Source organism: Massilia violaceinigra (assembly GCF_002752675.1).
In the GTDB taxonomy this organism is placed as follows: domain Bacteria; phylum Pseudomonadota; class Gammaproteobacteria; order Burkholderiales; family Burkholderiaceae_D; genus Telluria_A; species Telluria_A violaceinigra.
In genome coordinates this window covers 5,996,784-6,019,740 of record NZ_CP024608.1, presented here as the reverse complement: position 1 = coordinate 6,019,740, position 22,957 = coordinate 5,996,784, and the positions used below count along the sequence as shown (strand labels likewise).

The window sequence follows — 22,957 nt, the reverse complement described above, 5'->3', positions numbered from 1 at the left end:
GGTGATCTGAACGCACAGTTTACCGCCTCGCGGCATGCCGCGTGGGGCGATATTGAGGTCGGCAAAAGCCGTCTTCCCGAGGCGATTTTTTCGGGTACAATCATTGTGAACGGTCGTGCTATTTTTAGGCGATAACAACAAGGAGACTGTATGGACCTGAACTATACGAGCGAGGACCTGGCGTTCCGCGACCAAGCGCGCGCCTTCCTCGACGCCCATCTTCCGGCCGATCTGCAGCAAAAGGTGCGCAAGCACCTGCGCCTGTCGAAGGACGATTACGTGCGCTGGCACCAGACCCTGGCCAAGCAAGGCTGGGTGGCGCCGGGCTGGCCCACCGAATTCGGCGGCCCCGGCTGGAGCGCCGTGCAGCGCCACATCTGGGAAGAAGAATGCGCCCGCGCCGGCACCCCGCCGATCCTTCCGTTCGGCGTGAACATGGTCGCCCCGGTCATCATGGCCTTCGGCAGCGACGAACAGAAAGCCCACTTCCTGCCGCGTATCCTTTCGTGCGAGGACTGGTGGTGCCAGGGCTACTCGGAACCGGGCGCCGGCTCCGACCTTGCGTCGCTCAAGACCACCGCCGAACGCGATGGCGACGTTTACGTGGTCAACGGCCAGAAAACCTGGACTACCCTGGCCCAGCATGCCGACATGATCTTCTGCCTGGTGCGCACCGATAGCGGCGTGCGCAAGCAGGAAGGCATCTCCTTCCTCCTGATCGACATGCACAGCCCGGGCGTGACGGTCCGCCCGATCATCATGCTCGACGAAGACCACGAAGTGAACGAAGTCTTCTTCGATAACGTGCGCGTGCCGGTGCAAAACCTGGTCGGCAAGGAAAACAAGGGCTGGACCTACGCCAAATACCTGCTCGGCCACGAACGCACCGGCATCGCCGCCGTGGGCCGTTCCAAGCGCGAACTGGCCACGCTCAAGCGCATCGCCGCGCAGCGCGGCAAGAACGGCAAGCCGCTGATCGACGACCCGCTGTTCGCCGCCAAGGTGGCCACGCTCGACATCGAACTGATGGCACTGGAGATGACCGTCATGCGCGTGCTGGCGCAGGAGCACAAGGCACCCGGTCCGGAAGCGTCGGTGCTCAAGGTGCGCGGCACCGAAATCCAGCAGACGCTGACCGAACTGATGGTCGAAGCGGTCGGCCCGATGGCGCTGCCGTTCGACCCCGCCTATCTCGAATCGGAGACGCCGCACAGCGTGTTCGGCGACGACGCCGCCGCGCCGCTGGCCGCGCACTACTTCAATTTCCGCAAGACCTCCATCTATGGCGGCTCGAACGAGATTCAACGCAATATCATCACCCAGATGATCCTGGGCCTGTGAGGGACTGAACATGAATTTCAACTTCAAGGAAGAACAGCTGGCCTTCGCCGATGCCCTCAAGCGCTGGGTGACCAAGGACTACAGCTTCGAGGCGCGCAAGAAGATCGTTCACTCCGAATCGGGCACCTCCGACGCCGCGTGGGCCGCGCTGGCCGAACTGGGCATGCTTGCCTTGCCGGTGCCGGAAGAGCAGGGCGGTTTCAATGGCACGGCGGTCGACATGTTCGTCGTCATGCAGGAGCTGGGGCGCGGGCTGGTGGTCGAACCGTATTTCGCCACCGTGCTCGGTGCGCATTTCCTCGCCCTGGGCGGCAAGCATCCCGACCTGCTGGCGCAAGTGGCCGGCGGCGAACTCAAACTGGCCTGCGCGCTGGCTGAAAAACAATCGCGCCACGACCTGTCCGACATCGCCACCACGGTGGTCGGCAATGGCGGCGGCTTTACGCTCAATGGCCACAAGAGCGTGGTGATTCACGGCGCCCAGGCCGCCAGCCTGATTGTCTCGGCCCGCAGCAGCGGCGCCCAGCGCGGCATGGACGGCGTGTCGCTGTTCGTGGTGCCGCTGGACGCCGCCGGCGTGACCGTGCGCGACTACCGCACGCTCGACGGCCAGCGCGCCGCCGACATCACCTTCGCCAACGTTCAGGTCCCGCTCGAGAACCTGATCGGTCTTGAAGGCCAGGGCTGGGACCTGCTCGACGCCGGCGCCGACTACGGCGCGGGCCTGCTGTGCGCCGAAGCGCTGGGCGCGATGGAAGCCATTTTCGCCGCCACGCTGGACTACCTCAAGACGCGCACCCAGTTCGGCGCGCCGATCGGCAAATTCCAGGCGCTGCAGCATCGCATGGCCGACATGTACATTCACCTGGAGCAGGCGCGCTCGATGGCGCTGCTGGCCGCGGTGCGGCTGGCCTCAACGGACGCGGAAGAACGCCGCCGCACCGTGTCGGCGGCCAAGTTCCGCGTCGGCCAGGCGCTCAAGTTCGTCGGCCAGCAGGCGGTCCAGCTGCACGGCGGCATGGGCGTGACCGACGAACTGCCGGCCGCGCACCACTTCAAGCGCCTGACCATGATCGAACTGTCGCTGGGCGACTCCGACCATCACCTGCAGCGCTTCATCGCGCAGCCGGGTTTCGCGGCGGGTGACATTGCATGACCAAGACCACATGGTATTTCGAGGACTTTTTCGTCGGCCAGGAGATTCCGGTCGGCAGCCGCACCGTGACGGAGGAAGAAATCATCGCCTTTGCCACCCAGTTCGACCCGCAGCCTTTCCACGTCGACCACGATGCGGCCACGGCGTCCATCTTCGGCAGCGTGATCGCCAGCGGCTGGCATACCTGCAGCATGATGATGCGCATGGTGGTCGACAGTGTGCTGGGCACCTCGTCGAGCATGGGCTCTCCGGGACTGGACAAGGTACGCTGGCCGCAGCCGGTGCGCGCCGGCGACACGCTCACCGTCAGCTACATCACCACTGCGCTCAAGCCATCGGGCTCGCGTCCCGACCGCGGCGTGGTCTGGTCGACGTGGCAGGCCGTCAACCAGCACGGCGAGGTGGCATGCACGATCGAAGGCATGGGCATGTTCGGGCGCCGCCCGAAGGAGGACGGCAATGCGTGAATTTTCCAGCCTGGCCGACATGCAGGCGCTGGTGGGGCAGGAGCTGGCCGTGTCGGACTGGCTCGAAATCACACAGGAGCGCGTGAACCTGTTCGCCGACGCCACCGACGACCACCAGTGGATCCACGTCGACCAGGAACGCTGCGCGCGCGAGTCGCCCTTCGGCGGCCCGGTGGCGCATGGTTACCTGACACTGTCGCTCATTTCCGGCCTGTTCGGCAGGGCGCTGCGCATGGTCGATGCGAAGATGGTCGTCAACTATGGCCTCAACAAAGTGCGCTTCCCCGCTCCGGTGCCGGTGGGCAGCCGCGTGCGCGCGCGCCTGACCTTGCTGCAGGTCGAATCCATCGAAGGCGGCGCGCAGCTCGAATGGAGCGTCGTCGTCGAGAACGAGGGTGGCGCCAAACCGGTGTGCGTGGCCGAACTGCTGATGCGCCGCTACGCCTGATGTCCCCGGCGGGGCCGCCGGTCCCGCCATCTGCACCTCCCCAACTGGCACCGCAACTATCATTATGCACGGGCGAATCCTGGCCGCGTATGGGACTAGTATGGGCCGACGGGTAGCTGTCGTCGTTCTGTGTGGTCATCAGCCAGGAGTCCGGATGAAAATTGCGAACTTGAAGATCGGTGTTCGTCTGGGGGCCGGTTTCGGTCTTGTGCTGCTGCTGATGGGGACCTTGGTCGCCACCGGCATCACCTTGCTCAACAGCGCCGGCGCCAGCACCGCGCGGATGGTCGACCACGAGTGGGTCAAGGCCGAAGCGGCCAACGAGATCAACGTCGGCACGCGCGCCAATGCGCGCAGAACGCTCGAACTGTTCATCGTCACCGACCCGGCGCATCTGGCCAATATCCGCCAGCGCATCGAAGCGAACAAGAAGCTGATCTCCGCCGCGCTGGCGACGCTCGAAAAGCTGATCGATTCACGCGACGGGCGCGAACTGCTGGCCAGGGTGATGCGCGAGCGCGCCGTCTACGTCGCCTCGTACTCGCGCGTCGACAAACTGATCACCGAAGGCCAGCGTGACGAAGCGTCGACCCTGATGCGCTCGGAGACGCTGCCGGCGCTCGACGCGCTGCAAACGTCCATCACCGCCCTGGCCGCCCTGCAAAAGCGGCTGGCCGAAGCGGCCAGTGGCGCAGTGTTGGACAGCATTGCCGACGCCCGCACAATGATGCTGTGGCAGGGCGCGCTGGCGCTGCTGATCGGCGTGGTGGCCGCGTGGTGGATCACGCGTTCGATCACGCGGCCAATCAATGATGCGGTCAATGTGGCCCGGACGGTGGCGGCGGGAGACCTGAGCACCCACATTGCGCCCGGATCGTCGAGCGAGACGGGGCAGCTGCTGCATGCCCTGGGCGACATGAACGCCGGCTTGCGCAATATCGTCAGCCAGGTGCGCAGCGGCACCGATGCGATTGCGACGGCGTCGAGCCAGATCGCCAGCGGCAACTTCGATCTGTCCACGCGCACCGAGCAGCAAGCCAGTTCGCTGGAAGAGACGGCATCGTCGATGGAGCAGCTGACGTCGACCGTGAAGCAGAATGCCGACAATGCGCGCCAGGCCAATCAGCTGGCCATTTCGGCCTCGCACGTGGCGGTGCAGGGTGGTTCGGTGGTGGCGCAGGTGGTCGACACGATGGGGTCGATCAACGAGTCCTCGCGCAAGATTGTCGATATCATCAGCGTGATCGAAGGGATCGCGTTCCAGACCAATATCCTGGCGCTCAACGCGGCGGTGGAAGCGGCGCGCGCGGGCGAGCAGGGGCGCGGCTTCGCGGTGGTGGCCAGCGAGGTGCGCAACCTGGCGCAGCGCTCGGCGGCGGCGGCCAAGGAAATCAAGATGCTGATCGACGACTCGGTGGACAAGGTCGCGCAGGGCAGCGAGCTGGTTGACCGGGCCGGATCGACCATGCAGGCGATTGTCACGAGTATCAAGAGCGTGGCCGACATGATGGGCGAGATCACGGCGGCCAGCGTGGAGCAGACGGCCGGGATCGAGCAGATCAACCGGGCAATCACGCAGATGGACGAGGTGACGCAGCAAAATGCCGCGCTGGTGGAGGAAGCCGCGGCCGCTGCCGGGGCGCTGCAGGATCAGGCGGGAACGCTCGCTGGCGTGGTCAGTGTGTTCAAGCTGCCGGCCAGCGCGGCGGAAGGACGGACCAAGCCGGCGCCGCGCAAGGTGGAGGCGAGGGTGCCGGTGGAGCGGCCAAGGCAGGCCGCCAGCCCCGCGGGCGCGCGCAAGCGCGAGGTGGCCGCTGCGGGGACGGATGATTGGGAGGAGTTCTGAGCAGACGTCAATCTTGTTGTTCGCGTCCTGGCGCGGGAACAACCCGGCCCTTGTCTTAATCCGGCTGCAGGCAGTAGCGGTTGCGCCCACCCGCCTTGGCTTCATACAGCAGCGCATCGGCCGTCTTGATCAGCCCACCCGGCAGCAGGCCATCGGCGGGCATCAGGCTGGCCACCCCCATGCTCAGGGTCAGCCACGGTGACGCGCCTGATTTTTCATGCGGAATGGCCAGCAGCGCGATCTCGTCGAGCAGCTTCCTGGCCACCACCTCGGCGCCGCGCTTGTCTTCCTGCGGCAGCAGGATCACGAATTCCTCGCCGCCGTAGCGCGCCACCAGATCCTGGGGCCGCGCCGCCGCGCGCCGCATCGCGCCTCCCACCTGCACCAGGCTGTCGTCGCCGGCCTGATGGCCGTACGCGTCGTTATACGCCTTGAAATGGTCGATATCGGCGATGATCAGCGCGATCGGCATGCGCGCGCGCGCGCAGCGCCGCCATTCCGTATCCATCGCTTCGTCGAAGCCGCGCCGGTTGGCCACCCCGGTCAGGCCGTCGGTCAGGGTCAGCTCGCGCAGCGCATCGCTCTGGCGCTTGACCGTCAGCTGGGTGCGCACGCGCGCCCGCACCACCGCCGCGTTGACCGGCTTGGTGATGAAATCGGCGGCGCCGGCTTCGAGTGCGCGCGTTTCATCCTCGGGGGTCTTGAGCGCCGTGACGAAAATGATGGGAATGTCGCGCGTCGCTCCCGACTCGCGCAAGGCCCGGCACACCGCATAACCGTCCATGTCGGGCATCATCGCATCGAGCAGGATCAGGTCGGGGCGCTGGTTCTGGGCGATATGCAGCGCCTTGGCGCCGTTCATCGCAAACAGCACGTCGTGCTCGTCCTGCAAGGCCTGGTGCAGGATCTGGATGTTTTCCATCGCGTCGTCGACGATCAGGATACGCCCGTTCCTCGCCATATCGGTCCAACTCATGCATGGTCCCTTCGTTTCAAAATCTCTTGCACCTGCAGCGCGGCGTTGGCAAAACCGAGTGTGGCGACGGCATCGCCCAGCGCGCTCACCACAGCCGGGGCCAGGGCCGCGTCCAGAACCGGACGCAATGCGTCGAATGCCGCCATGGCCTTCAGATTGTTATTCTGAAGCAAACTCAGAAGATCCGCCAGCGCCGCGTTTATTTGTACCGGGTCTTGTGCCCCCGGCTGCACACCGGCCGCCGCCGGCGCGGGCAGGGCGCGCGCGGTCTCGAACACCGCCTGCAGCGCCTTGTCGAGCGCCCCCAGGCGCACCGTCAGCTCGGCGCTGCCGGCCCCGCGCAAGGCTTGTTCAAAGTCGAAGGCCAGCGCCGCCAGCTCGCTCGCCCCCAGGTTGGCCGCCACGCCGCGCAGGCGGTGCACCAGCTGGATCGCCTCCTGGCGCTGCTCGCCGCGCAGCAGCGCGCGCACCTCGTCCAGGGTCTGGCCCTGCGAATTCTCGAAGCGCTTGAACAAGGTGACAAAGTTATCGATATTGCCACCAAAGCGCGGCAGGGTCGATGCCAGGTCGATGCCCGGGATGTCGAGCGTGCGCACGCCGTCGGGCAATGCGGCCTTGGGTGCATGCCCATGGCTCCCGGACGCATGCGCTTCGTGCACGGCGCCGTCCGAGGTCACGCGAATCAGGGTATTGACCAGGTTGTCGACGTCGATCGGCTTGGCCACATGGCCGTTCATGCCCGCCGCGATGGCTTGTTGGCGGTCTTCTTCCATCGCGTTGGCGGTCATTGCAATGATCGGCAGCGCTTTGACGCCCATGCGCCGGATCGCTTCGGCCGCCTCGTAACCGTTCATGACCGGCATCTGGATATCCATCAGCACGGCATCGTAGCGGCTGGGGGCATCGGCCAGCATGCTGACCGCGATGCGCCCGTTGCCCGCGATGTCGACCGCGGCACCGGCGTGCAGCAGGATGTACTTCGCCACTTCCTGGTTGATCTGGTTATCCTCGACCAGCAGCACATACATGCCCTTCAGGCGGCCCGCCAGCGGCATCTCGGGCGCCGCCTCGGGCGCCGCTTTCCCGGTATGGAGTTCGATTGCCGTCGTTATCAGGGAGAGCCGCGTCACCGGTTTGCTCATGATGGCGTCCAGTTTCAGGTCTTCCTGCAGTGCCACCAGCTGCTCGCGCGCACTCTCGGCCACCATCAGCGCGCAGCGCGGCATGACGATGGCCGGATCGGCGCGCGCGAAAGTCAACACGGCGATGCCGTCCAGCTCCGCCATCGCCGTATCGAGGAACATCAGATCGTAGGGAGCCCCGGCGCGGCCGGCCGCGCGCAGCAGTTCGAGCGCCTCGGCGCCGCTGGCGGCACTGTCGACCACCCATCCGAAGCTGGCGCACAGGCCGGTGACAGCCTGGCGCGCGCTGCGGTTGTCGTCCACCACCAGCACCGAGTGCACCGCGCCGGTCGGCAGGGATGGCAGCACGGCCGCGTCGTCGGCATGCGCCACGCCGAAGGCTGAATCGAAATGGAACTCGGCGCCGGCGCCAAGTTCGCTGCGCACGCCCAGCGTGCCGCCCATCAGCCCCACCAGCCGGCGGCAGATCGCCAGTCCCAGCCCGGTGCCGCCGTACTTGCGGCTGGTCGAGGTGTCGCCCTGCGAGAACGCGTCGAACATGTGCGCCTGCTGCTCGCGCGCGATGCCGATGCCGCTGTCGCGTACCGCGAAATCGAGCACCACCACACCATCGGCTTCGCCGCGGCGCGTGATCGACAGCACCACTTCGCCCTGTTCGGTGAACTTGATGGCGTTCCCGATCAGGTTCAGCAGCACCTGTTCGAGCCGCAGCGCGTCGCCCACCACGGTCAGCGGCACGTCCGGCGCCACCGCGTACACCAGCTCCACGCCCTTGTTCCAGGCATTGGCCGACAGTAGCACCGTGATGCTGTCGAGGACCTGGCACAGCGCGAATGGCGACGATTCGAGCACCAGCTGGCCCGCTTCGATCTTGGAAAAATCGAGCACGTCGCTCAGGATGCCCATCAGCGAGCGGGTCGACATCTTGATCTTGGCGACATAACTGCGCTCGCGCCGCTCCAGCGGCCCTTCTTCGAGCAGGCGCGCCAGTCCCATGATGGCATTCATCGGCGTGCGGATTTCGTGACTCATATTGGCCAGGAACTGGCTTTTCGCGCTGCTGGCCGATTCGGCCCGTTCCAGCGCCTGGATCAGCTGCTCGTTGAGCGATTGCAGGCGCAACTCGGTGCGCTTGAGTTCCGAGACGTCCGAAATGAGCACGTAAAAGCCGCGCACTGCCCCCTCTTCATCGAAGTCGGGGATGTAATTGGCCCAGGTATGGCGCACCTCGCCGGACGGCTCGTGCAGGTCGCGCGCAAAATGGGTGGCCTTGCCGTCCAGGACCTCGCGCAGGTGCGGCGCGATGTCGGACATCGTTTCGGGGCCGAGGATATCGTCCATGCGCGCGCCCGTCATGCCGGTGGCGCTGCGCCCGAACAGCTCCAGATAGCGGCGGTTGGCGAACTGGCAGCGCAGTTCCGCGTCCCAGTAGGCCACCATGCCGGGCACGTTGTCGGTCACGGTGCGGATGAAGCGCTCGCTCTGTTCGAGCCGCTCGCTGGTGGCGCGCAGGGCCTTCTCGGCCGCCACGCGCTCGCTGATATCGCGCACGGTCGACTGCAAAATACCCTTGCCGCCGATGTTCACGCTGGTGAGCAGCACGTCGGCGTTGAACAGCGTGCCGTCGCGGCGCATGTGCAGCCACTCGAAATGATGGCTGCCGGTTTCGATCGCGTAGCGGATGAACTGTTCGGCCTTCTCGTCGGAGCGGCGCCCGTCCGGCTGGAACTCGGGCGAGGTGGTGGCCGGCGACAGGGTCAGGAATTCCTCGATGGTGGCGCAGCCATAGATGCGCACCGCCGCCTGGTTGCCGCCGACGAAACCGGCGCCCAGGGCGATCAGCATGTGGGCGTCGCCCGACATTTCGTACAGCGCCCGGAACTGCTCGTTGACGTCGCGCAGGCGATCCGAGAGCAGTTTGCGTTCGCTGACATCGAGCACCACGGCGCTGATGCCGACCAGCGCGTGGTCGGGGCCGAACACCGGATGGTAGCTGGTCACCCAGTGGCTTTCCACATCGGGCGAGCCGGGCACCGAGCGCGATTCGTGCACCGACTTGATCGGCAGGCCGGTATCGCGCACCTGGCGGTATGCCTGCTCGTATTCGACCCCGAGGGGGCCGAGCAGCTCGGGGAGGGTGTGCCCCAGATGGGCGGCCACCGGCAGCGCATTGATCGCCGCGAGGTAGTCGTTGACCATGACGACGCGCAGGTCGGCGTCGAGCAGGGCCAGGCCCACCGGCGCGGTCGCGTACACGGTTTCGAGCAGGGCGTTGGCGCGTTCCAGTTCGCCGGTGCGTTCGGCGACCAGGGTTTCGAGGTCGTTGCGGTAGCGCTGCAGCTCGCCGTCCATGTGCTGCAGCGCGCCGGCGACGTCGGCCACTTCGCGGATCTGCATCGGCGGCAGCGCCATCGGCTCGCCGCGGCCGAGCGCCGCCGCCGGCGCGCACAGGGAACGCACCGAGCGCCCGATCACGCCGCCGATGCTCCACGCGGCGGCAAAGCCCACCACCAGCAGCGCGGCGACGCTGAGGAACACGCTGGCCAGCGCCTCGCGCATGGCCTCATAGGCCGCGTCGCGCGGCAGGGCGACCGTGGCGTACCAGCCACGCCTGGGTGAGCGCTGCAGGCTGGAGATGACGCGCACGCCTTCGCGCGAGGTCAGTTCCATCGTGCCGGCATTGGCGCGGTGCGCCAGGTCGGCCATTTCCGGGCGCGCCAGCGCGCCGACGAACTTCTCGGGAGCGATGCTGCGCGCGACAAAGATGTCGCGCCGGTCGAACAGCTGGGCGCTCCAGCGCGGCGGCAGGCGCTGGTCGGCCAGCAGCTGGTTGAAGCGTTCGGGGCGCAACTGGGCCGACAGCACGTACACCACCTCGCCGTGGCGCCGCACCGGCACCTCGACCGAGACAGTGTAGGGCGCGGTCGGCGTGGCGCGGTGCAGGTCCGAGGTGGCGGCCAGGCCGCTGACGGCGACCTGGCGGATGGTCTCGACGTTGCCGTTCGGTGGCAGCGGCAGGCCGTGGGCGACGCGGGTATTGAGCAGTGGCTTGCCATCGAGGTCGCTCAGCACGAAGGCGTAGGCGGGGAACTCCGGGCCCAGGATGCTGCGCGCCTGAGAGTGGAAGTCGGCCAGGTCGCCGCTGGTCAGGCTGGGCGAACTGGCCAGGGCGCGGGCTGCGGTTTCGCCGGCATCGAGATCGCGCTCGGCGGCCTGGAGCACATTTTGCGCCAGCCGTTCGGCGTCGCGCAGCAGGTTCTGGTGCTCGCGCCGGAAAGAATCATAGGACAGGGCGGCGAAGCCGACCAGGGTCGGCAAGGCGCAGGCGAGGACCAGCTTGGCGGTCTTCGAGCGGATGGACGGCAGGGTTGAACGTGATGAAAACGACACTGCCCGAGCCTCCGCCGCATCAAACGCGGCGCCGCGCACCGCTATGAGAACGATGGTAGCCGAGCGGGCGTTTTCTTCAAAGCACTTTACGCCAGCCGTGTGCGGCTATGCTTCTGCCATATCAACCAGCAACATTTCCTAACCGGGTCAGACCTCCGATTCGAAACGTTTTTTAAATGAGGTCTGACCTGAATGCCGTTAAGTTAAGCCATTGTTGCCCGAAAACTCAGTTCCGTCATTCCCGCGCAGGCGGGAATCCAAGGCATCTTTGCTGAGCGGTGGAGCTTGGATTCCCGCCTGCGCGGGAATGACGGAGCTTAATTTGGCGGCAATAGGATCAGACCTCCAATTCGAAATGTTTCCTAATTGAGGTTTGCCCCCCGGTTAAGAAAAATTGCCGGAAGGATCGGTGCGGGTCAGGAACGGGTGATCGGCAGCGACAGGTCTTCGCCCAGCTTGATGTGCTTGGCCAATTCAATCTTGGCGATGGCGTTGCGGTGCACTTCGTCCGGACCGTCGGCCAGGCGCAGCGTGCGGTTGCCGGCCCATTGGTAGGCCAGCGGAAACTCATCCGACACGCCGGCCGCGCCATGCGCCTGGATCGCCCAGTCCAGCACTTGCTGGGCCACGTTCGGCGCCAGCACCTTGATCATGGCGATCTCGGCCTGAGCGTGCTTGTTGCCCACGGTATCCATCAGCGCTGCGGTCTTGAGCGTCAGCAGGCGCGCCGTGTCGATCTGGATGCGCGACTCGGCGATGCGCTCGCGCCACACACCCTGGTCGGAAATCTTTTTACCGAAGGCAACGCGGCTGTTCAGACGCAGGCACATCAGTTCCAGCGCGCGCTCGGCCACGCCGATGGCGCGCATGCAATGGTGGATGCGGCCTGGCCCCAGGCGGCCCTGGGCGATCTCGAAACCGCGGCCCTCGCCCAGCAGCAGGCTGGAGGCCGGCACGCGCACGTTCTCGAACAGGATTTCGCAGTGGCCGTGCGGAGCGTCGTCGTAACCGAACACGGGCAGCGGGCGGACGATGGTGATGCCGGGCGTGTCGGCCGGTACCAGGATCATCGATTGCTGGGCATGGCGCGCCGCTTCCGGAGCGGTCTTGCCCATGACGATGAAAATCTTGCAGCGCGGATCGCCCGCGCCCGAAATCCACCACTTGCGTCCGTTGATGACGTAGTCGTCGCCCTCGCGCGCGATGCTCGTTTCGATGTTGGTCGCGTCGGACGAGGCCACAGCCGGCTCCGTCATGGCAAAGGCCGAGCGGATCTCGCCGCGCAGCAGCGGTTCGAGCCAGGTGCGCTTGTGTTCCTCGCTGCCGTAACGCTCGATGGTTTCCATATTGCCCGTGTCGGGCGCGGCGCAGTTGAACACTTCCGGCGCCCAACCGACCCGGCCCATGATTTCGCACAGCGGCGCGTAATCGAGGTTCGACAAGCCCTCCGGCGCGCGCACCGATTTCGGCAGGAACAGATTCCACAGGCCCTGTTCGCGCGCCAGCGGCTTGAGCCGCTCGATCAGCTCGGTCGGAATCCAGCGGTTGCCCTTGTGCGTGCCGTTGCGGTCGACTTCCTGCTTGAAGGCGGTCTCGTTCGGATAGACGTGCTGGTCCATGAAGGCGAGCAGGCGCGCCTGCAACTCTTTGCAACGGTCGGAGTAATCGAAGTTCATGTGGATTCCTTGGAGAGAGAAATGGCGCGCTGGGCGTACTGCCAGCCCAATTCGGCCATGGGCCGGGCGGCCTTGCCGTTGTCGAGGGCTTGCGCGCTGGACGCGGTGCCGTCAACGTAGCGTTTCATGATGCCTTGCATGATGCCGGCCAGACGGAACATATTGTAGGCCAGGTAAAAATTGAAATCCTCGATGCGGATGGACTTGCCGGTGCGCGCCGCGTAGGCGGCGATGTAGGCTTCCTGGGTGGGAATGCCGAGGGCGTCCAGGTCGAGACCGGCGATGCCGCGGAACTGGCCGGGAGGAATGTGCCAGCTCATGCAATGGTAGGAAAAATCCGCCGCCGGGTGGCCCAGGGTCGACAGTTCCCAGTCGAGCACGGCGAGGATGCGCGGTTCGGTCGGGTGGAAGATCATGTTGTCGAGGCGGAAGTCGCCATGCACGATGGCGGTATCGTCGCCCGGCGGAATATTGTGCGGGAGCCAGGCGATCAGCTGGTCCATGGCATCGATCGGTTCCGTGACCGAGGCCTGGTACTGGCGCGTCCAGCGTTCGATCTGGCGCGCGAAATAATTGCCGGGTTTGCCGTAATCGGCCAGGCCGATGGCGGCGTAGTCGACCGTGTGGAGAGCGGCGATGACGCGGTTCAGTTCATCGTAAATGGCGCCGCGTTCGGCTGGCGTCATGCCGGGCAGGGATTGATCCCACAGTACGCGGCCATCGACGAATTCCATCACGTAAAACGCGCGGCCGATAACCGACTCGTCGGTGCACAGCGCGTACTGGCGGGCGGCGGGAAAGCCGGCCTTTTGCAAGGCATCCATGACGCGGAATTCGCGCTCGATGGCGTGGGCGGACGGCAGCAGCTTGGCGGCTGGTCCGGGCTTGGTGCGCAGCACATAATGCTGGCCGCCGGCGCTGATCTTGAAGGTGGGATTGGACTGCCCGCCCTTGAACTGGGCCACTTCCAGCGGGCCGCCGGGATAGCCTTCGACATGGGCGCGCAGATAAGCGTCGAGGGCGTCGACGTCGAATTTCTGGCGCTCCGAGACCGGCTTGGTCCCCATCATTTCCTCGAACATCTTGTCTCCTGCTGGTTATGTGAGATCTATTCTAGCGCATGAATAGAACGACCGTACTAATTTTTCCACAGGCGCACAACCGGGGTCAGAGCTCTGACTAGCAATAGTTGCACAGGCGACGGCAGAACGCGGAAAACGCGCAAGATGTTGCTAGTCAGAGCTCTGACCCCGGTTGTGCGACTAAACGCATAGTGAATCCGCGATTTGCCCTTGGTAGAGCTGGAGATTCGCCACTACGAGGGATCGATGAAGCTATTTCCTAACAATCTCGCGCCGAATTTTCCGTAACTCATACAACCGGGGTCAGAGCTCAATTAAGAAATGTTTCGAGTCAGAGCTCTGACCCCGGTTAAGAAATGTTAGAGCTCTGACCCCGGTTAAGAAATGAGAGCTCTGACCCCGGTTAAGAAATGTTGTTGGGGGCAGTCAGCGCGAGAGGCGGTATTGGTCGTACAGCTGTTCCATCGTAGTGCTGCGGGTGTCGGTTTGCAGCGGGGCGGGCGGGGAATAGTTGACGAAGCGTACTACCCAGTCAGCCTCGGCATCACCCACGTCGAGCGCGTTGATGCAGCCGGCCGTTTGCGACAGCCCACCCAGGAACATGCGCTGGCCCGTCAGCGCCAACGATAAAATCGCGCAGTTCACGCCGCCATGGAGCACCAGCAAGGCCGTGTCCCAGTCGTCCTGGCCCCGCAGGCGCGTCACCGCCGGGTGGATCCGGTCCATCAGCTGCCCCACCGATTCGCCCCCGAGGAAGCGCTTGTCTTCACCCACCATGCCTTCAAACGCGCCCGTAAACGCGTCCTTGAGGTCGGCGTCGGCGATTGTCGACAGGCGCCCGCCGCGGATTTCTTCAAACTCGGGCCAGATCTCGATGTCGATCCCCTGGCCGGTCGCGCCCAGCACACGCGTCGCCGTTTCCACCGTGCGCGGCAGGCCGGAGACGATCACACGGTCGAACTGGACGCCTTCGGCGGCGAAGGCTTGTCCGGCGGCACGCGCTTGCGCGCAGCCCTGCTCGTTGAGCGGGACGGTTTCGGGAAGAAAGGGTTTGCCGGCGGCATCGAAATAGGTAACGCTGCCATGGCGCATCAGGAAGATGCGCCGGCGCTGGGAAGTAGGAAGCATGGGTTCTTGTGGTCGGTTCAGAAAAACAGGGCGGTGCGGGTGACGATGCTGCCGGTGTTGGTGTACGGGGCGGTCGCGCGCACGGCGCCGGTGGTGGCGACGCCATCGTCGAGCTTGCTGTCGAGCTGCTGGGCGAAGGAGTCGGGGAGGTTGTCGAAGCGCAAGCCATTGCCGCTGCGCCCGCCCACCGCGTCGTTGTAGATGTAGACCGCGCCGCCTTGGGCGCTGGTCATGAAATCGGTGGTGCCGTTGTAGGCGCCGGTGATGAAGCCGGACAGCGCCAGGTGCTGTGGCGCCGACAGGTATTCGGTGATCTGGCCGTCGCCGTTGCCGTTGGCCGTGGCGCCGGCCACGTGGGTGGTGGCCAGCACGTCGTCGCCGGGCAGGGCGCGGAATTTGTCCTGGTAGGCGTTCACCGCCGCCGACAGCGAGTTCGATTGCTGGATGATGTTCTTGACCTTGGCGCTGTCGATCAGCCCCTGTCCCTTGAGCACGCCGCCCAGCAGCAGGCCGATGATCACCAGTACGATGGCGATTTCGACGAGGGTGAATCCGTGTTGTCGTTGCATGGGGCTCTCTCTGTTGTGACGGCAGCTGCGTATTATTCTAGCGTATCAAGGATGGACCCGGCGCTGGCGCACCGAAATGTTGTGCAGGCGCTGTTCCAGCAACGCGAGCTCGCGCGGATCGCTGACCTGGCCGCTGGCCAGCATGGCGCCGATCAGCGTCTTTGCACTCTCGTCCTCGCCCATGTCGTCGAGGATGAACAGCTCCATCTGGCGCGCCCACGCGGGCAGGACCCCGGCCGTGGTACGGGTGCGGATCGCGTGCGCATACTGGCGCGCCAGCGCGGGGTCGTGCAGCCGGTGGCGCGCCACCAGCGCCGCATGCGCCAGCCACGGCCAGCGCCGGTCGGGGTCTTCGCCAAAACGCTGGTGGACGAAATCGAGCATGATGCGGGTGCGCGCCGGGTCGGCGCTGGCGCTGTACACCTGGCTGGCCGCCAGCAGCGGCGCCTGGCCGCGCGGGTCGAGCTCGACGATGCGATCGAGCCACGTGCGCAAGGCGCTGTAATCGATGGCGCCCAGCGGCGTTGCCGCCTCGTCCTGGCCTTGCACGTACACGGTCATGGCCTTGGCCAGCGCCACCGGTTCGCCCAGGCTGGCCAGGCGCAGCACGGCCAGCGGAGGCGCTGGCTCCAGGCCGGCCGCAGTCGGGGGCTGCGGCGCGCGCATGGCCTGATAGCCCACCTGGAGCGCCAGCGCGGCCACCAGCAGCAGCGTCACCGGCAGCGGCACGCGCGCGGCCATCACAGATCCTTGCGGTAAAAATCGAACAGCGCGGCGGCCCCCAGCAAGGTGACATAGATCGCGCTCTGCGCCAGCAGAGGCGCCAGCTGCGCGCCGCCGTACACCAGCCATTCGCTGCGCGTGAACTGGTCCAGGTGCGGCAGCACGGCCGCCAGCGCGTCGATGGCCATGCGCGGCAGCTGCGCCGCATCCTGCGCCATGGCTTGCAGGCTGCCGATCGCCCGCGCCAGCAGATAGAACGCCAAGGTGGCCGCCAGCGCCGCCATGACCTGCCCGAGCGTGAGCACGCACAGCAGGCAAAACGCGGCGACGATCCACAATTCGCACCATAGCGAGACGGCCCACGCGGCGCACCATGCGGCCGGCGCGAGCATCAAAGCCATTACCCCGAACAGCAGCGCGGGCAGCAGCGCCACCAGACCGAATCCGGCTAGCTTGCCCAGCACGTAGGCGGCGCGCGGTATGGCCAGGGCGAGCAGCAGTTCCTGGCCTTTGTCGGCCGCTTCGCGCACCACGCTGGTGGCCACGAAACCTGCCACCAGCAGCACGCAGCACACCCGCAGCAATGCGGCCAGCAGGGCCGCTTGCAGCGCGGCGCTTTCGGTCAGCGCCAGCTGGCCCACGAAGCCGCCCAGCGCGACCGCACCGACCGCCAGGCCGCCCAGCACCCAGGCGATGCGGTTGCGCAGCGCTTCGAGCACGGTGTATAAGGCTATCGTGAAGATGGGTCCCAGCATGGCCTAGCGCGGCAGCGTTCCGGCGGCAACCATGCGGTTGAACAGCACATTCGGCGAGAGCCAGATCACCAGGTCGTCGTACTCGCCGCCCGGCGCGGTGGGGCTGTCGCTCGGCGTGCGCGCCACGAAGGCGATGCCGGCGCTGCCGGCGTTGGTGCGTTCGTCGACGTTGGTGCTGCTCGTGTCGAGGCTGCGGACGCCGGTGTCGCCAAAGCCGCCGGCGCCGTTTTTTCCGTGCGAGACGATCACCGCCGGAATATCGTTGATGCCGGTCGCCGCCACCAGGTTGCCGCGCGCGTCGCGCGTGCCGATGGTGATGTCGCGCGCGGTCTGCAGCGTGAACATGGTCTGGCTGTTGCTGTAGGCCGGCGAGACGCTGTAGTGGAACGCGCGTCCCCAGCTATCGAGCTTGGGCAGGCCAAGCGTGGCCCACGGCAGCACGCCCTGGCGCTTGCCGTCGCGGCAGGTGGCCCCGTTGCGGTCTTCCAGACCGTTGACCGGCGAGACGGCGGGGCAGGGCAGGTAGCCGTTGCGCAGCGCGAAACCCATCAGCGCTTCGCGCGCTTCGTCCATGGTTTTCTGGGTGTCGCTGATCTTGCGCTGTTCCATCTGCACCGCCAGCGGGGTCAGTAACCCGCCGATCATCAGCCCCACGATCACCAGCACCACTGCCATTTCGACCAGGCTGAATCCCTGCTGCGCGCGCGTCATGGCTTGTCGACGTCGGTAACGGTGCCGGCGTTCATGTCCACGCTCTGCCCGGGTTTGAGCACGACCTTACGGCCCGAGGGCAGCGTCAGCGTCACGCGCGGCGCCTGCGCCGGCCCGCTGAAGCGGTTGCGCGCGCCTTCCTGCACCTCGTTATTCACCCACACGGTCGACTTGCCGCTGCTGCGCCGCACGAAGCCATTCACGGTCATCGGCTGCGGCACGGGCGCCGCTTCCACCACAGGCACTGGCGGTGCGGCGACCAGGCCGCGCTGGATATCGAGCTGGTGGCGTTCGGCCGGCGTCGTGAACAGGCGTCCCATCGGCGCCGTCTGGGCTTGGGCGGTGAGGGTGACGAAGAGCAGCACGCAGGCGGTCGTGGTGGATTTCATGGCCATCCTTTCGCGGGCGCGGACGCATCCGGCTGCGGCGTGGCGCCGAGCGTCAGCCACACCAGGGTGCAGTTCGCCGTCAGGCGCGCCACCCCAATCGCTTCGGCCGGTGCGTCGGTGCGTTTCAGCTTGCAGTCCTGGACCGTGAAGCGTCCGGCGCCGCGCAGGTCGTCGATGAAGTGGAACAGGTCCAGTTCGTGCACCAGCCCGAGTTCCACGCGCATGCGGCTGCCGCGCAGCTGGTAGTCGCCCAGCGCCATCGGGACACTGAAGGCAAGCGCCTGCTGGGGTTCGATGTCGTAGCTGGCCGAGACCAGCTTGCGCGTGCCCTGGATCGATTTGATCGTCTCGATCCACGCCAGCCGGTTTTCGTCGCCAATCAGGCCGCCCGCCTGCAGTTCCATGAAGCGTGGCTGGTAAATGGCGATGTCCTGCTTTTCCGATTCCACATTCTGGAAGCGGCTGGCCGCCGCGCCGCGTACCTGGGCCGCCTGCGCCAGCGATGCCGCCTTCTGCGCGCCGTACCAGGTGGCCGCGCCCACCAGCAGCACGGCGGCGCCCAGCACGCCGGCGCACAGTCTGGCGCTCGCCCCGATCATGCCGAGTTCGTCGCGCCAGGTGGGTACCTTGGCGTCGGCCGGCTTGGCGCGCAGGGCGTTCGGCTTGGCCATCATGGTTTCCATGTCACGTTGATGACGAAGCGGGGCTTGACGCCGCTGTCGCCAGCGTCGGTCTTGCCGCTTAACTTGACGCTCTGGCGCACATCGAGCGGCGCTTCGACGATATGCACCGCCACGCCGGGATTGCCGGCCATGTCGAGGGCGAACTGGTTCACGCTGTCGACTATGGCGCGGTAGTCCGATGGGCCGACCTCGATTTCGCCGTCGATGCGCAGCACCTGCACCGGCGCCGACGGCAGGCCGACCACGCTGGCCGCCATCGGATCGGTGGTGTCGCCGGCGGCTGGCGCGACCAGGGTGGCGCCGGCGCCGGCGCCAGTCTGGGCCAGCACCGGCTGCTGCACCTGCCAGTCCAGCGCCAGCAGGCGGATCGCGGGTGCGCGCTCCAGCGAGCGGCTCACCAGCGCCACCAGCGGCGCCGGGGCGGGGGCGGTGGCGCCGAGCAGGCGGTCGAGCTGCACCGCTGCCTTCATGTTGGCGCTGCGCGCAGCCGTGGGCGGCAAGGTGGCCATGATGGCGCGGTAGCGCGCATCGTACTGCGCCGCCTCGGCCAGCAGGCGCGTGGCTTCCTGGCCATCGCGCACGCTGCCCCACAGGCTGGCGAGCAGCCAGACGGCGCCGACGGCGGCGATCGCGGCGCTGGCGCAGTTGAGCGCCAGGCGCGCGCGCCAGAGCTGGTAAAAGCGGCCGGCCGCGCCGGGCGGGTACTGGCTGGGCAGGGAGTCACGGCCCAGCAGGCCAAGCAAAAGCTGTTCGGCCGTATCCACGCCGCCGGCCAGTTTCAGGCGCGCGCAGGCGCTGTCGATGTCGATGAAGTGGTAGGCGAGTTCCGGATCGTCTTCGCAGCGCTGTTCCAGCGCCGCCACGCGCGCCGAGGGCGCTAGCACCACCACATGCAGCATGTCGCCGCGTCCCAGCAGGCGGGTGCTGGTCAGGAACTGCTGCATCTTGGCCGTCTCTAACGCGGTGGCGTCGATGACATCGTCGTGCGCCGCCAGCACCGTCAGGCGGGAAAATTTCAGGTACGGGCCCTGGAAATAGCTCTGGCGCAGGCCGCCGCCCTGTTCGGCGATCAGCAGCAGATGGTTCTGGGCGATGCCCATGCGCCGCACCAGCTTCGCCGACAGGTGGGCGGCCGAATACAGGCCGGCCAGCGGGATCTTGTTCTGCTCCATCACGCCCACCCATGGCTGCACCATGGCGGCGTTGGTCAGGGCCGAGAACACGGTGTGGTCGTCGCGCCGGCCTTCGCTGTCGCGGTCCTGGATGTCGGCGTGGCGGAACGGCGTGTCGCGGAAGGCGTGCGAAAGGCGCCGTTCGACCAGGGTGCGCCCGGCGCGGCCGCTCACGTGCGGCAGCAGGCAGCGCTGGAAGTCTTCTTCGACCAGGTCGGCCACGAGGCAGGCGCGTGTGCCTTGCGCGCCATCGAGGTAGCGCGCGAAGGCGTCCATGCCGTCACGGTCGGCCGAAAAGCAGGGCCCGGGCGCAAGCGCCCCGGCGCGCCAGTCGAAGGCGCACAGCCGGTCGTTCGTCACATAGAATAATTGTTTGGGCAGCACTGCCATCCTCAGGTTTTCAACTGGCTCATGGTGTCGTAGATCGGTCCCAGCACGGACAGCATGATCCATCCCAGCAGCAGGCCGAGCGTGACCGTCATGGCCGGTTCGATGAGCGATTGCACGCGCTCGATCATTTCCTTCACTTCGCGATTATAGAAGTAGCTGACGTTGCGCAGGGCGTTGTCGAGCGAGCCGGTGGCCTCGCCCACGCGCAGCATGCGCAGCACCAGCGGCGGGAAGATGCCGCTGTTCTGGAACGCCAGCGTGACGCTCTGGCCGTCCGAGATCAATTGCGCGGCGCGCTGCAGGCCGACCGCCACCACGCGGTTGGCGACGATGCCTTCGGACAGGCGGATGCATTCGAGAATGGTGATGCCGGAGCCGTACATCAGCCCGAAAAAGGTGGCGAAGCGCGCCAGGATGATCTTGTGCAGCACGGGCCCGATCAGGGGCAGGCGCAGTTTCAGGCCGTCGGCCAGCATGCGCGCGCTGTCGCTGCGGCGCAGCCATGCGCGTCCGCCAAAGTACGCAAGCAGCGGCAGGGCGAGCAAGACATACCAGTAGTGGATGAAGACATTCGAGACGGCGATCAGCGCCCTGGTGTGGAACGGCAGTTCGCCGCCCATGTTTTTGATGAACGAGGTCAGTTGCGGCACCAGCACGATCATCAGGAAGAAGGTCACGCCCAGCACCACGACCGCGACCACGATCGGGTAAGTGATGATTTTCTTGGTCTGGGCGGCCAGTTCGTCCTGCCATTTCAGGCTCTCGGACAGGTTGCGGAATACCTCGGCCAGTTTGCCGCTCGATTCGCCGGCCGTAATGAGGCTGGTGAAGGTGTTGTCGAACACTTCGTCGTGGTGGCGCAGCGCTTCGGACAGGGTCAGGCCGCCTTCGATCGACTCGATCAGGTCGGTGACGATTTCGCGAAAGCGCGGGTGGTCGGTGGAGTCGCGCAGGTCGCCCAGGCCTTCCAGGATCGGCACGCCGGCGGCGGTGAGCTGCTCCATGTGGAAGCAGAAGTTGATCAGGTCCGCGCGCCGCACCACGCGCTTGCCGAAGGCGACCGCCCTCTGTCCGGCCACGCGGAAGTCGATCAGGTCGAGTTCCATGCGGCGCAGGCGCAGTTCCAGGTCGGCGCTGTTGGTCGCGTCCATCGCGCCGGGCACCATCTGGCCGGCCAGGTCCATCGCGCGGTAGGCGTACAGCGGCATCAGGCCAGCCTGTCGGTCAGGTCGACCACGCGCGCCACTTCGTCGAGCGAGGTGGCGCCCTCCAGCACCCGGCGCATGCCATCGTCGACCAGCGAGCGAAAGCCCGCGGCGCGCGCGGTGTCTTTCAGTTCGCGCAGCGAGGCGCGGCGGGCGATGGCTTCGTCGATGTCGGCGTTCACCTTGAGCAGTTCCATGATCGCCATGCGGCCCTTGTAGCCCTGGTGGCCGCAGGCTTCGCAGCCGGCCGCCTGGCAGATGGTGGCCGCCGGGTCCTCGGCCGAGAGGCCAAGCAAACGGCGCTCCATCGCGTCGGCCACCGATTCGGTCTTGCACACCTGGCACAGGCGCCGCACCAGGCGCTGGGCGATGATGCCGATGATGTTCCCGGCCATGATGTCGGGCAGGATGCCGATGTCGAGCAGGCGCGACACCGAGCCGATGGCCGAATTGGTGTGCAGGGTGGTGTAGACCTGGTGGCCGGTCATGGCGGCCGAAAACGCCATTTCGGCGGTTTCCCTGTCGCGCACTTCGCCCACCAAAATGATATCCGGGTCCTGGCGCATCATCGAGCGGATGCCGTCGGCAAAACCCATCTTGGCCGACTCGTTGATCGAGGTCTGGCGGATCATGTTCATCGGGTACTCGACCGGGTCTTCCAGCGTCATGATGTTGACGCTCTCGGTATTGATGTGGTTCAGGATCGAGTACAGGGTGGTGGTCTTGCCGCTGCCGGTCGGGCCGGTGACGAGGATCACGCCGTGCGGACGGGCGATCATCAGTTTGAGCAGGTGCAGTTCGTCCTCGCCCAGCCCCAGGCCATCCAGCGGCACGAGTCCCTTCTGGCGATCGAGCACGCGCAGCACAAAATTTTCGCCGTGCGTGGTCGGTTGGGCCGAGGCCCGGAAGTCGATCTGGCGCCCCGAGAACTTGATCGAAATGCGGCCGTCCTGCGGCGCGCGCGATTCGGCGATGTTCATATTGCTCATCACCTTCAGGCGCACCGCCATCGCCGGCCAGTACGATTTGTGCAGGCTGCGGATCTGGCGCAGGATGCCGTCGATGCGGTAGCGGATGCGCAGAAAACTCTGTTCCGGCTCGAAATGGATGTCCGACGCGCCATTTTGCACCGCGTCGGCCAGCAGCGCGTCCATCAGGCGCACCATCGGCTGGCTGTATTCGTCGGTGGTAGCGGCCATGGCGGAGTAATTGACTTCGCCCGTTTCAATCTCGAGCAAAATGCCGTCGATCGACAGCTCGAAGCCGTAATACTGGTCGATGGCGCGCGCGATGTCCGATTCGTTGACCAGCACCGGCGCGATCGTAATGCCCTTGACCAGCATGGCGCTGATCTGGTCCAGCGCGACGATGTTGCTGGTGTCGGCCATGGCCAGGATCAGGTTGTCGGTATCGCGTTCGTAGACGATAGGGAATACGCGGTAGCGCTTGGCCACATCCTTCGGGATGAGTTTCAACGCGATGGCGTCGACCACCAGGCTGGTGAGGTCGGCGCTTTGCTGGTTCAGGTTTTCGGACAGCGCTTCGCGCACCGTCGCTTCGGTGACGAAGCCGAGCGTGATCAGCAGTTTGCCGAGCGGCTCGCTGCTGCGCTTTTGTTCGATCAGCGCGATCCGCAGCTGGTCTTCGCTGATGACCCCTTTCTGGATCAGCAGTTTGCCGAGAGGGAATTTTGCATGTTCCGACATGC

Annotated in this window: 19 protein-coding genes; 5 read left to right on the top strand and 14 right to left on the bottom strand. The window is 66.1% G+C overall.

The window, feature by feature from the left end; all coding sequences use genetic code 11:
* Positions 1 to 150: 150 nt before the first annotated feature.
* The 5 genes from CR152_RS25805 (at position 151) to CR152_RS25785 (ending at position 5,258) form a co-directional block, all read left to right on the top strand.
* A complete protein-coding gene (locus tag CR152_RS25805; protein WP_099879771.1) occupies positions 151 to 1,341 on the top strand; it encodes an acyl-CoA dehydrogenase family protein in 1,191 nt (396 codons plus the stop codon).
* Between the two features lie 10 nt (positions 1,342 to 1,351).
* Positions 1,352 to 2,497, top strand: coding sequence for an acyl-CoA dehydrogenase family protein (locus CR152_RS25800; RefSeq protein WP_099879770.1), 1,146 nt, complete (start codon positions 1,352 to 1,354; stop codon positions 2,495 to 2,497).
* Entirely contained in the window at positions 2,494 to 2,964 is a 471-nt protein-coding gene (locus tag CR152_RS25795) for a MaoC family dehydratase (protein ID WP_099879768.1), read from the top strand. The genes CR152_RS25800 and CR152_RS25795 overlap by 4 nt, the downstream gene beginning before the upstream one ends.
* A complete protein-coding gene (locus tag CR152_RS25790) occupies positions 2,957 to 3,412 on the top strand; it encodes a MaoC family dehydratase (protein WP_099879766.1) in 456 nt (151 codons plus the stop codon). The genes CR152_RS25795 and CR152_RS25790 overlap by 8 nt, the downstream gene beginning before the upstream one ends.
* A gap of 154 nt (positions 3,413 to 3,566) precedes the next feature.
* The gene (locus CR152_RS25785; RefSeq protein WP_099879764.1) at positions 3,567 to 5,258 is read left to right on the top strand and encodes a methyl-accepting chemotaxis protein; all 1,692 of its coding nucleotides are present in this window, start codon (positions 3,567 to 3,569) and stop codon (positions 5,256 to 5,258) included.
* A gap of 55 nt (positions 5,259 to 5,313) precedes the next feature.
* Here CR152_RS25785 and CR152_RS25780 read toward each other — a convergent pair whose 3' ends face one another.
* The 14 genes from CR152_RS25780 to CR152_RS25715 all read right to left on the bottom strand — a co-directional run bounded on the left by CR152_RS25780 (position 5,314) and on the right by CR152_RS25715 (position 22,955).
* Positions 5,314 to 6,234 carry a diguanylate cyclase gene (locus CR152_RS25780; protein ID WP_099879762.1) on the bottom strand — a complete coding sequence of 307 codons (921 nt, stop codon included), beginning with the start codon at positions 6,232 to 6,234 and terminating at the stop codon, positions 5,314 to 5,316.
* Positions 6,231 to 10,766, bottom strand: coding sequence for a response regulator (locus tag CR152_RS25775; RefSeq protein ID WP_099879760.1), 4,536 nt, complete (start codon positions 10,764 to 10,766; stop codon positions 6,231 to 6,233). The genes CR152_RS25780 and CR152_RS25775 overlap by 4 nt, the downstream gene beginning before the upstream one ends.
* Positions 10,767 to 11,182: 416 nt before the next feature.
* Entirely contained in the window at positions 11,183 to 12,442 is a 1,260-nt protein-coding gene (locus tag CR152_RS25770) for an acyl-CoA dehydrogenase family protein (RefSeq protein WP_099879758.1), read from the bottom strand.
* Complete coding sequence (locus CR152_RS25765) at positions 12,439 to 13,524, bottom strand: phosphotransferase (protein ID WP_099879756.1); 1,086 nt, start codon at positions 13,522 to 13,524, stop codon at positions 12,439 to 12,441. The genes CR152_RS25770 and CR152_RS25765 overlap by 4 nt, the downstream gene beginning before the upstream one ends.
* A gap of 426 nt (positions 13,525 to 13,950) precedes the next feature.
* A complete protein-coding gene (locus tag CR152_RS25760) occupies positions 13,951 to 14,652 on the bottom strand; it encodes a histidine phosphatase family protein (RefSeq protein ID WP_229413589.1) in 702 nt (233 codons plus the stop codon).
* 17 nt (positions 14,653 to 14,669) lie between these two features.
* A complete protein-coding gene (locus tag CR152_RS25755; RefSeq protein ID WP_099879752.1) occupies positions 14,670 to 15,221 on the bottom strand; it encodes a prepilin-type N-terminal cleavage/methylation domain-containing protein in 552 nt (183 codons plus the stop codon).
* 45 nt (positions 15,222 to 15,266) lie between these two features.
* On the bottom strand, positions 15,267 to 15,962 hold the full coding sequence (locus tag CR152_RS25750) for a hypothetical protein (protein ID WP_099879750.1): 696 nt from the start codon (positions 15,960 to 15,962) through the stop codon (positions 15,267 to 15,269).
* Positions 15,962 to 16,699: an ABC transporter permease gene (locus tag CR152_RS25745; RefSeq protein WP_099879748.1), complete on the bottom strand. Its 738-nt coding sequence runs from the start codon at positions 16,697 to 16,699 to the stop codon at positions 15,962 to 15,964. The genes CR152_RS25750 and CR152_RS25745 overlap by 1 nt, the downstream gene beginning before the upstream one ends.
* Before the next feature lie 3 nt (positions 16,700 to 16,702).
* Positions 16,703 to 17,410: a type II secretion system protein gene (locus CR152_RS25740; protein ID WP_099879746.1), complete on the bottom strand. Its 708-nt coding sequence runs from the start codon at positions 17,408 to 17,410 to the stop codon at positions 16,703 to 16,705.
* Entirely contained in the window at positions 17,407 to 17,799 is a 393-nt protein-coding gene (locus tag CR152_RS25735; RefSeq protein WP_099879744.1) for a hypothetical protein, read from the bottom strand. The genes CR152_RS25740 and CR152_RS25735 overlap by 4 nt, the downstream gene beginning before the upstream one ends.
* Entirely contained in the window at positions 17,796 to 18,482 is a 687-nt protein-coding gene (locus CR152_RS25730; RefSeq protein ID WP_157778736.1) for a hypothetical protein, read from the bottom strand. Before CR152_RS25730 ends, CR152_RS25735 begins: the two co-directional genes overlap by 4 nt.
* Positions 18,470 to 20,014, bottom strand: a complete 1,545-nt coding sequence (locus tag CR152_RS25725) for a hypothetical protein (protein WP_208640207.1) — start codon at positions 20,012 to 20,014, stop codon at positions 18,470 to 18,472. The genes CR152_RS25730 and CR152_RS25725 overlap by 13 nt, the downstream gene beginning before the upstream one ends.
* Positions 20,015 to 20,046: 32 nt before the next feature.
* On the bottom strand, positions 20,047 to 21,252 hold the full coding sequence (locus CR152_RS25720) for a type II secretion system F family protein (protein ID WP_099879739.1): 1,206 nt from the start codon (positions 21,250 to 21,252) through the stop codon (positions 20,047 to 20,049).
* Positions 21,252 to 22,955 (bottom strand): GspE/PulE family protein, encoded by a 1,704-nt coding sequence (locus CR152_RS25715; protein ID WP_099882781.1) that lies wholly within the window; start codon positions 22,953 to 22,955, stop codon positions 21,252 to 21,254. The genes CR152_RS25720 and CR152_RS25715 overlap by 1 nt, the downstream gene beginning before the upstream one ends.
* Positions 22,956 to 22,957 lie beyond the last annotated feature (2 nt).

Bases quoted from the DNA above. Each gene is read 5' to 3' on its own strand.
- CR152_RS25805 (WP_099879771.1), top strand. From the start codon at position 151: ATGGACCTGAACTATACGAGCGAGGACCTGGCGTTCCGCGACCAAGCG.
- CR152_RS25800 (WP_099879770.1), top strand. From the start codon at position 1,352: ATGAATTTCAACTTCAAGGAAGAACAGCTGGCCTTCGCCGATGCCCTC.
- CR152_RS25795 (WP_099879768.1), top strand. From the start codon at position 2,494: ATGACCAAGACCACATGGTATTTCGAGGACTTTTTCGTCGGCCAGGAG.
- CR152_RS25790 (WP_099879766.1), top strand. From the start codon at position 2,957: ATGCGTGAATTTTCCAGCCTGGCCGACATGCAGGCGCTGGTGGGGCAG.
- CR152_RS25785 (WP_099879764.1), top strand. From the start codon at position 3,567: ATGAAAATTGCGAACTTGAAGATCGGTGTTCGTCTGGGGGCCGGTTTC.
- CR152_RS25780 (WP_099879762.1), bottom strand. From the start codon at position 6,234: ATGAGTTGGACCGATATGGCGAGGAACGGGCGTATCCTGATCGTCGAC.
- CR152_RS25770 (WP_099879758.1), bottom strand. From the start codon at position 12,442: ATGAACTTCGATTACTCCGACCGTTGCAAAGAGTTGCAGGCGCGCCTG.
- CR152_RS25765 (WP_099879756.1), bottom strand. From the start codon at position 13,524: ATGTTCGAGGAAATGATGGGGACCAAGCCGGTCTCGGAGCGCCAGAAA.
- CR152_RS25760 (WP_229413589.1), bottom strand. From the start codon at position 14,652: ATGCTTCCTACTTCCCAGCGCCGGCGCATCTTCCTGATGCGCCATGGC.
- CR152_RS25755 (WP_099879752.1), bottom strand. From the start codon at position 15,221: ATGCAACGACAACACGGATTCACCCTCGTCGAAATCGCCATCGTACTG.
- CR152_RS25750 (WP_099879750.1), bottom strand. From the start codon at position 15,962: ATGGCCGCGCGCGTGCCGCTGCCGGTGACGCTGCTGCTGGTGGCCGCG.
- CR152_RS25745 (WP_099879748.1), bottom strand. From the start codon at position 16,699: ATGCTGGGACCCATCTTCACGATAGCCTTATACACCGTGCTCGAAGCG.
- CR152_RS25740 (WP_099879746.1), bottom strand. From the start codon at position 17,410: ATGACGCGCGCGCAGCAGGGATTCAGCCTGGTCGAAATGGCAGTGGTG.
- CR152_RS25735 (WP_099879744.1), bottom strand. From the start codon at position 17,799: ATGAAATCCACCACGACCGCCTGCGTGCTGCTCTTCGTCACCCTCACC.
- CR152_RS25730 (WP_157778736.1), bottom strand. From the start codon at position 18,482: ATGGAAACCATGATGGCCAAGCCGAACGCCCTGCGCGCCAAGCCGGCC.
- CR152_RS25720 (WP_099879739.1), bottom strand. From the start codon at position 21,252: ATGCCGCTGTACGCCTACCGCGCGATGGACCTGGCCGGCCAGATGGTG.
- CR152_RS25715 (WP_099882781.1), bottom strand. From the start codon at position 22,955: ATGTCGGAACATGCAAAATTCCCTCTCGGCAAACTGCTGATCCAGAAA.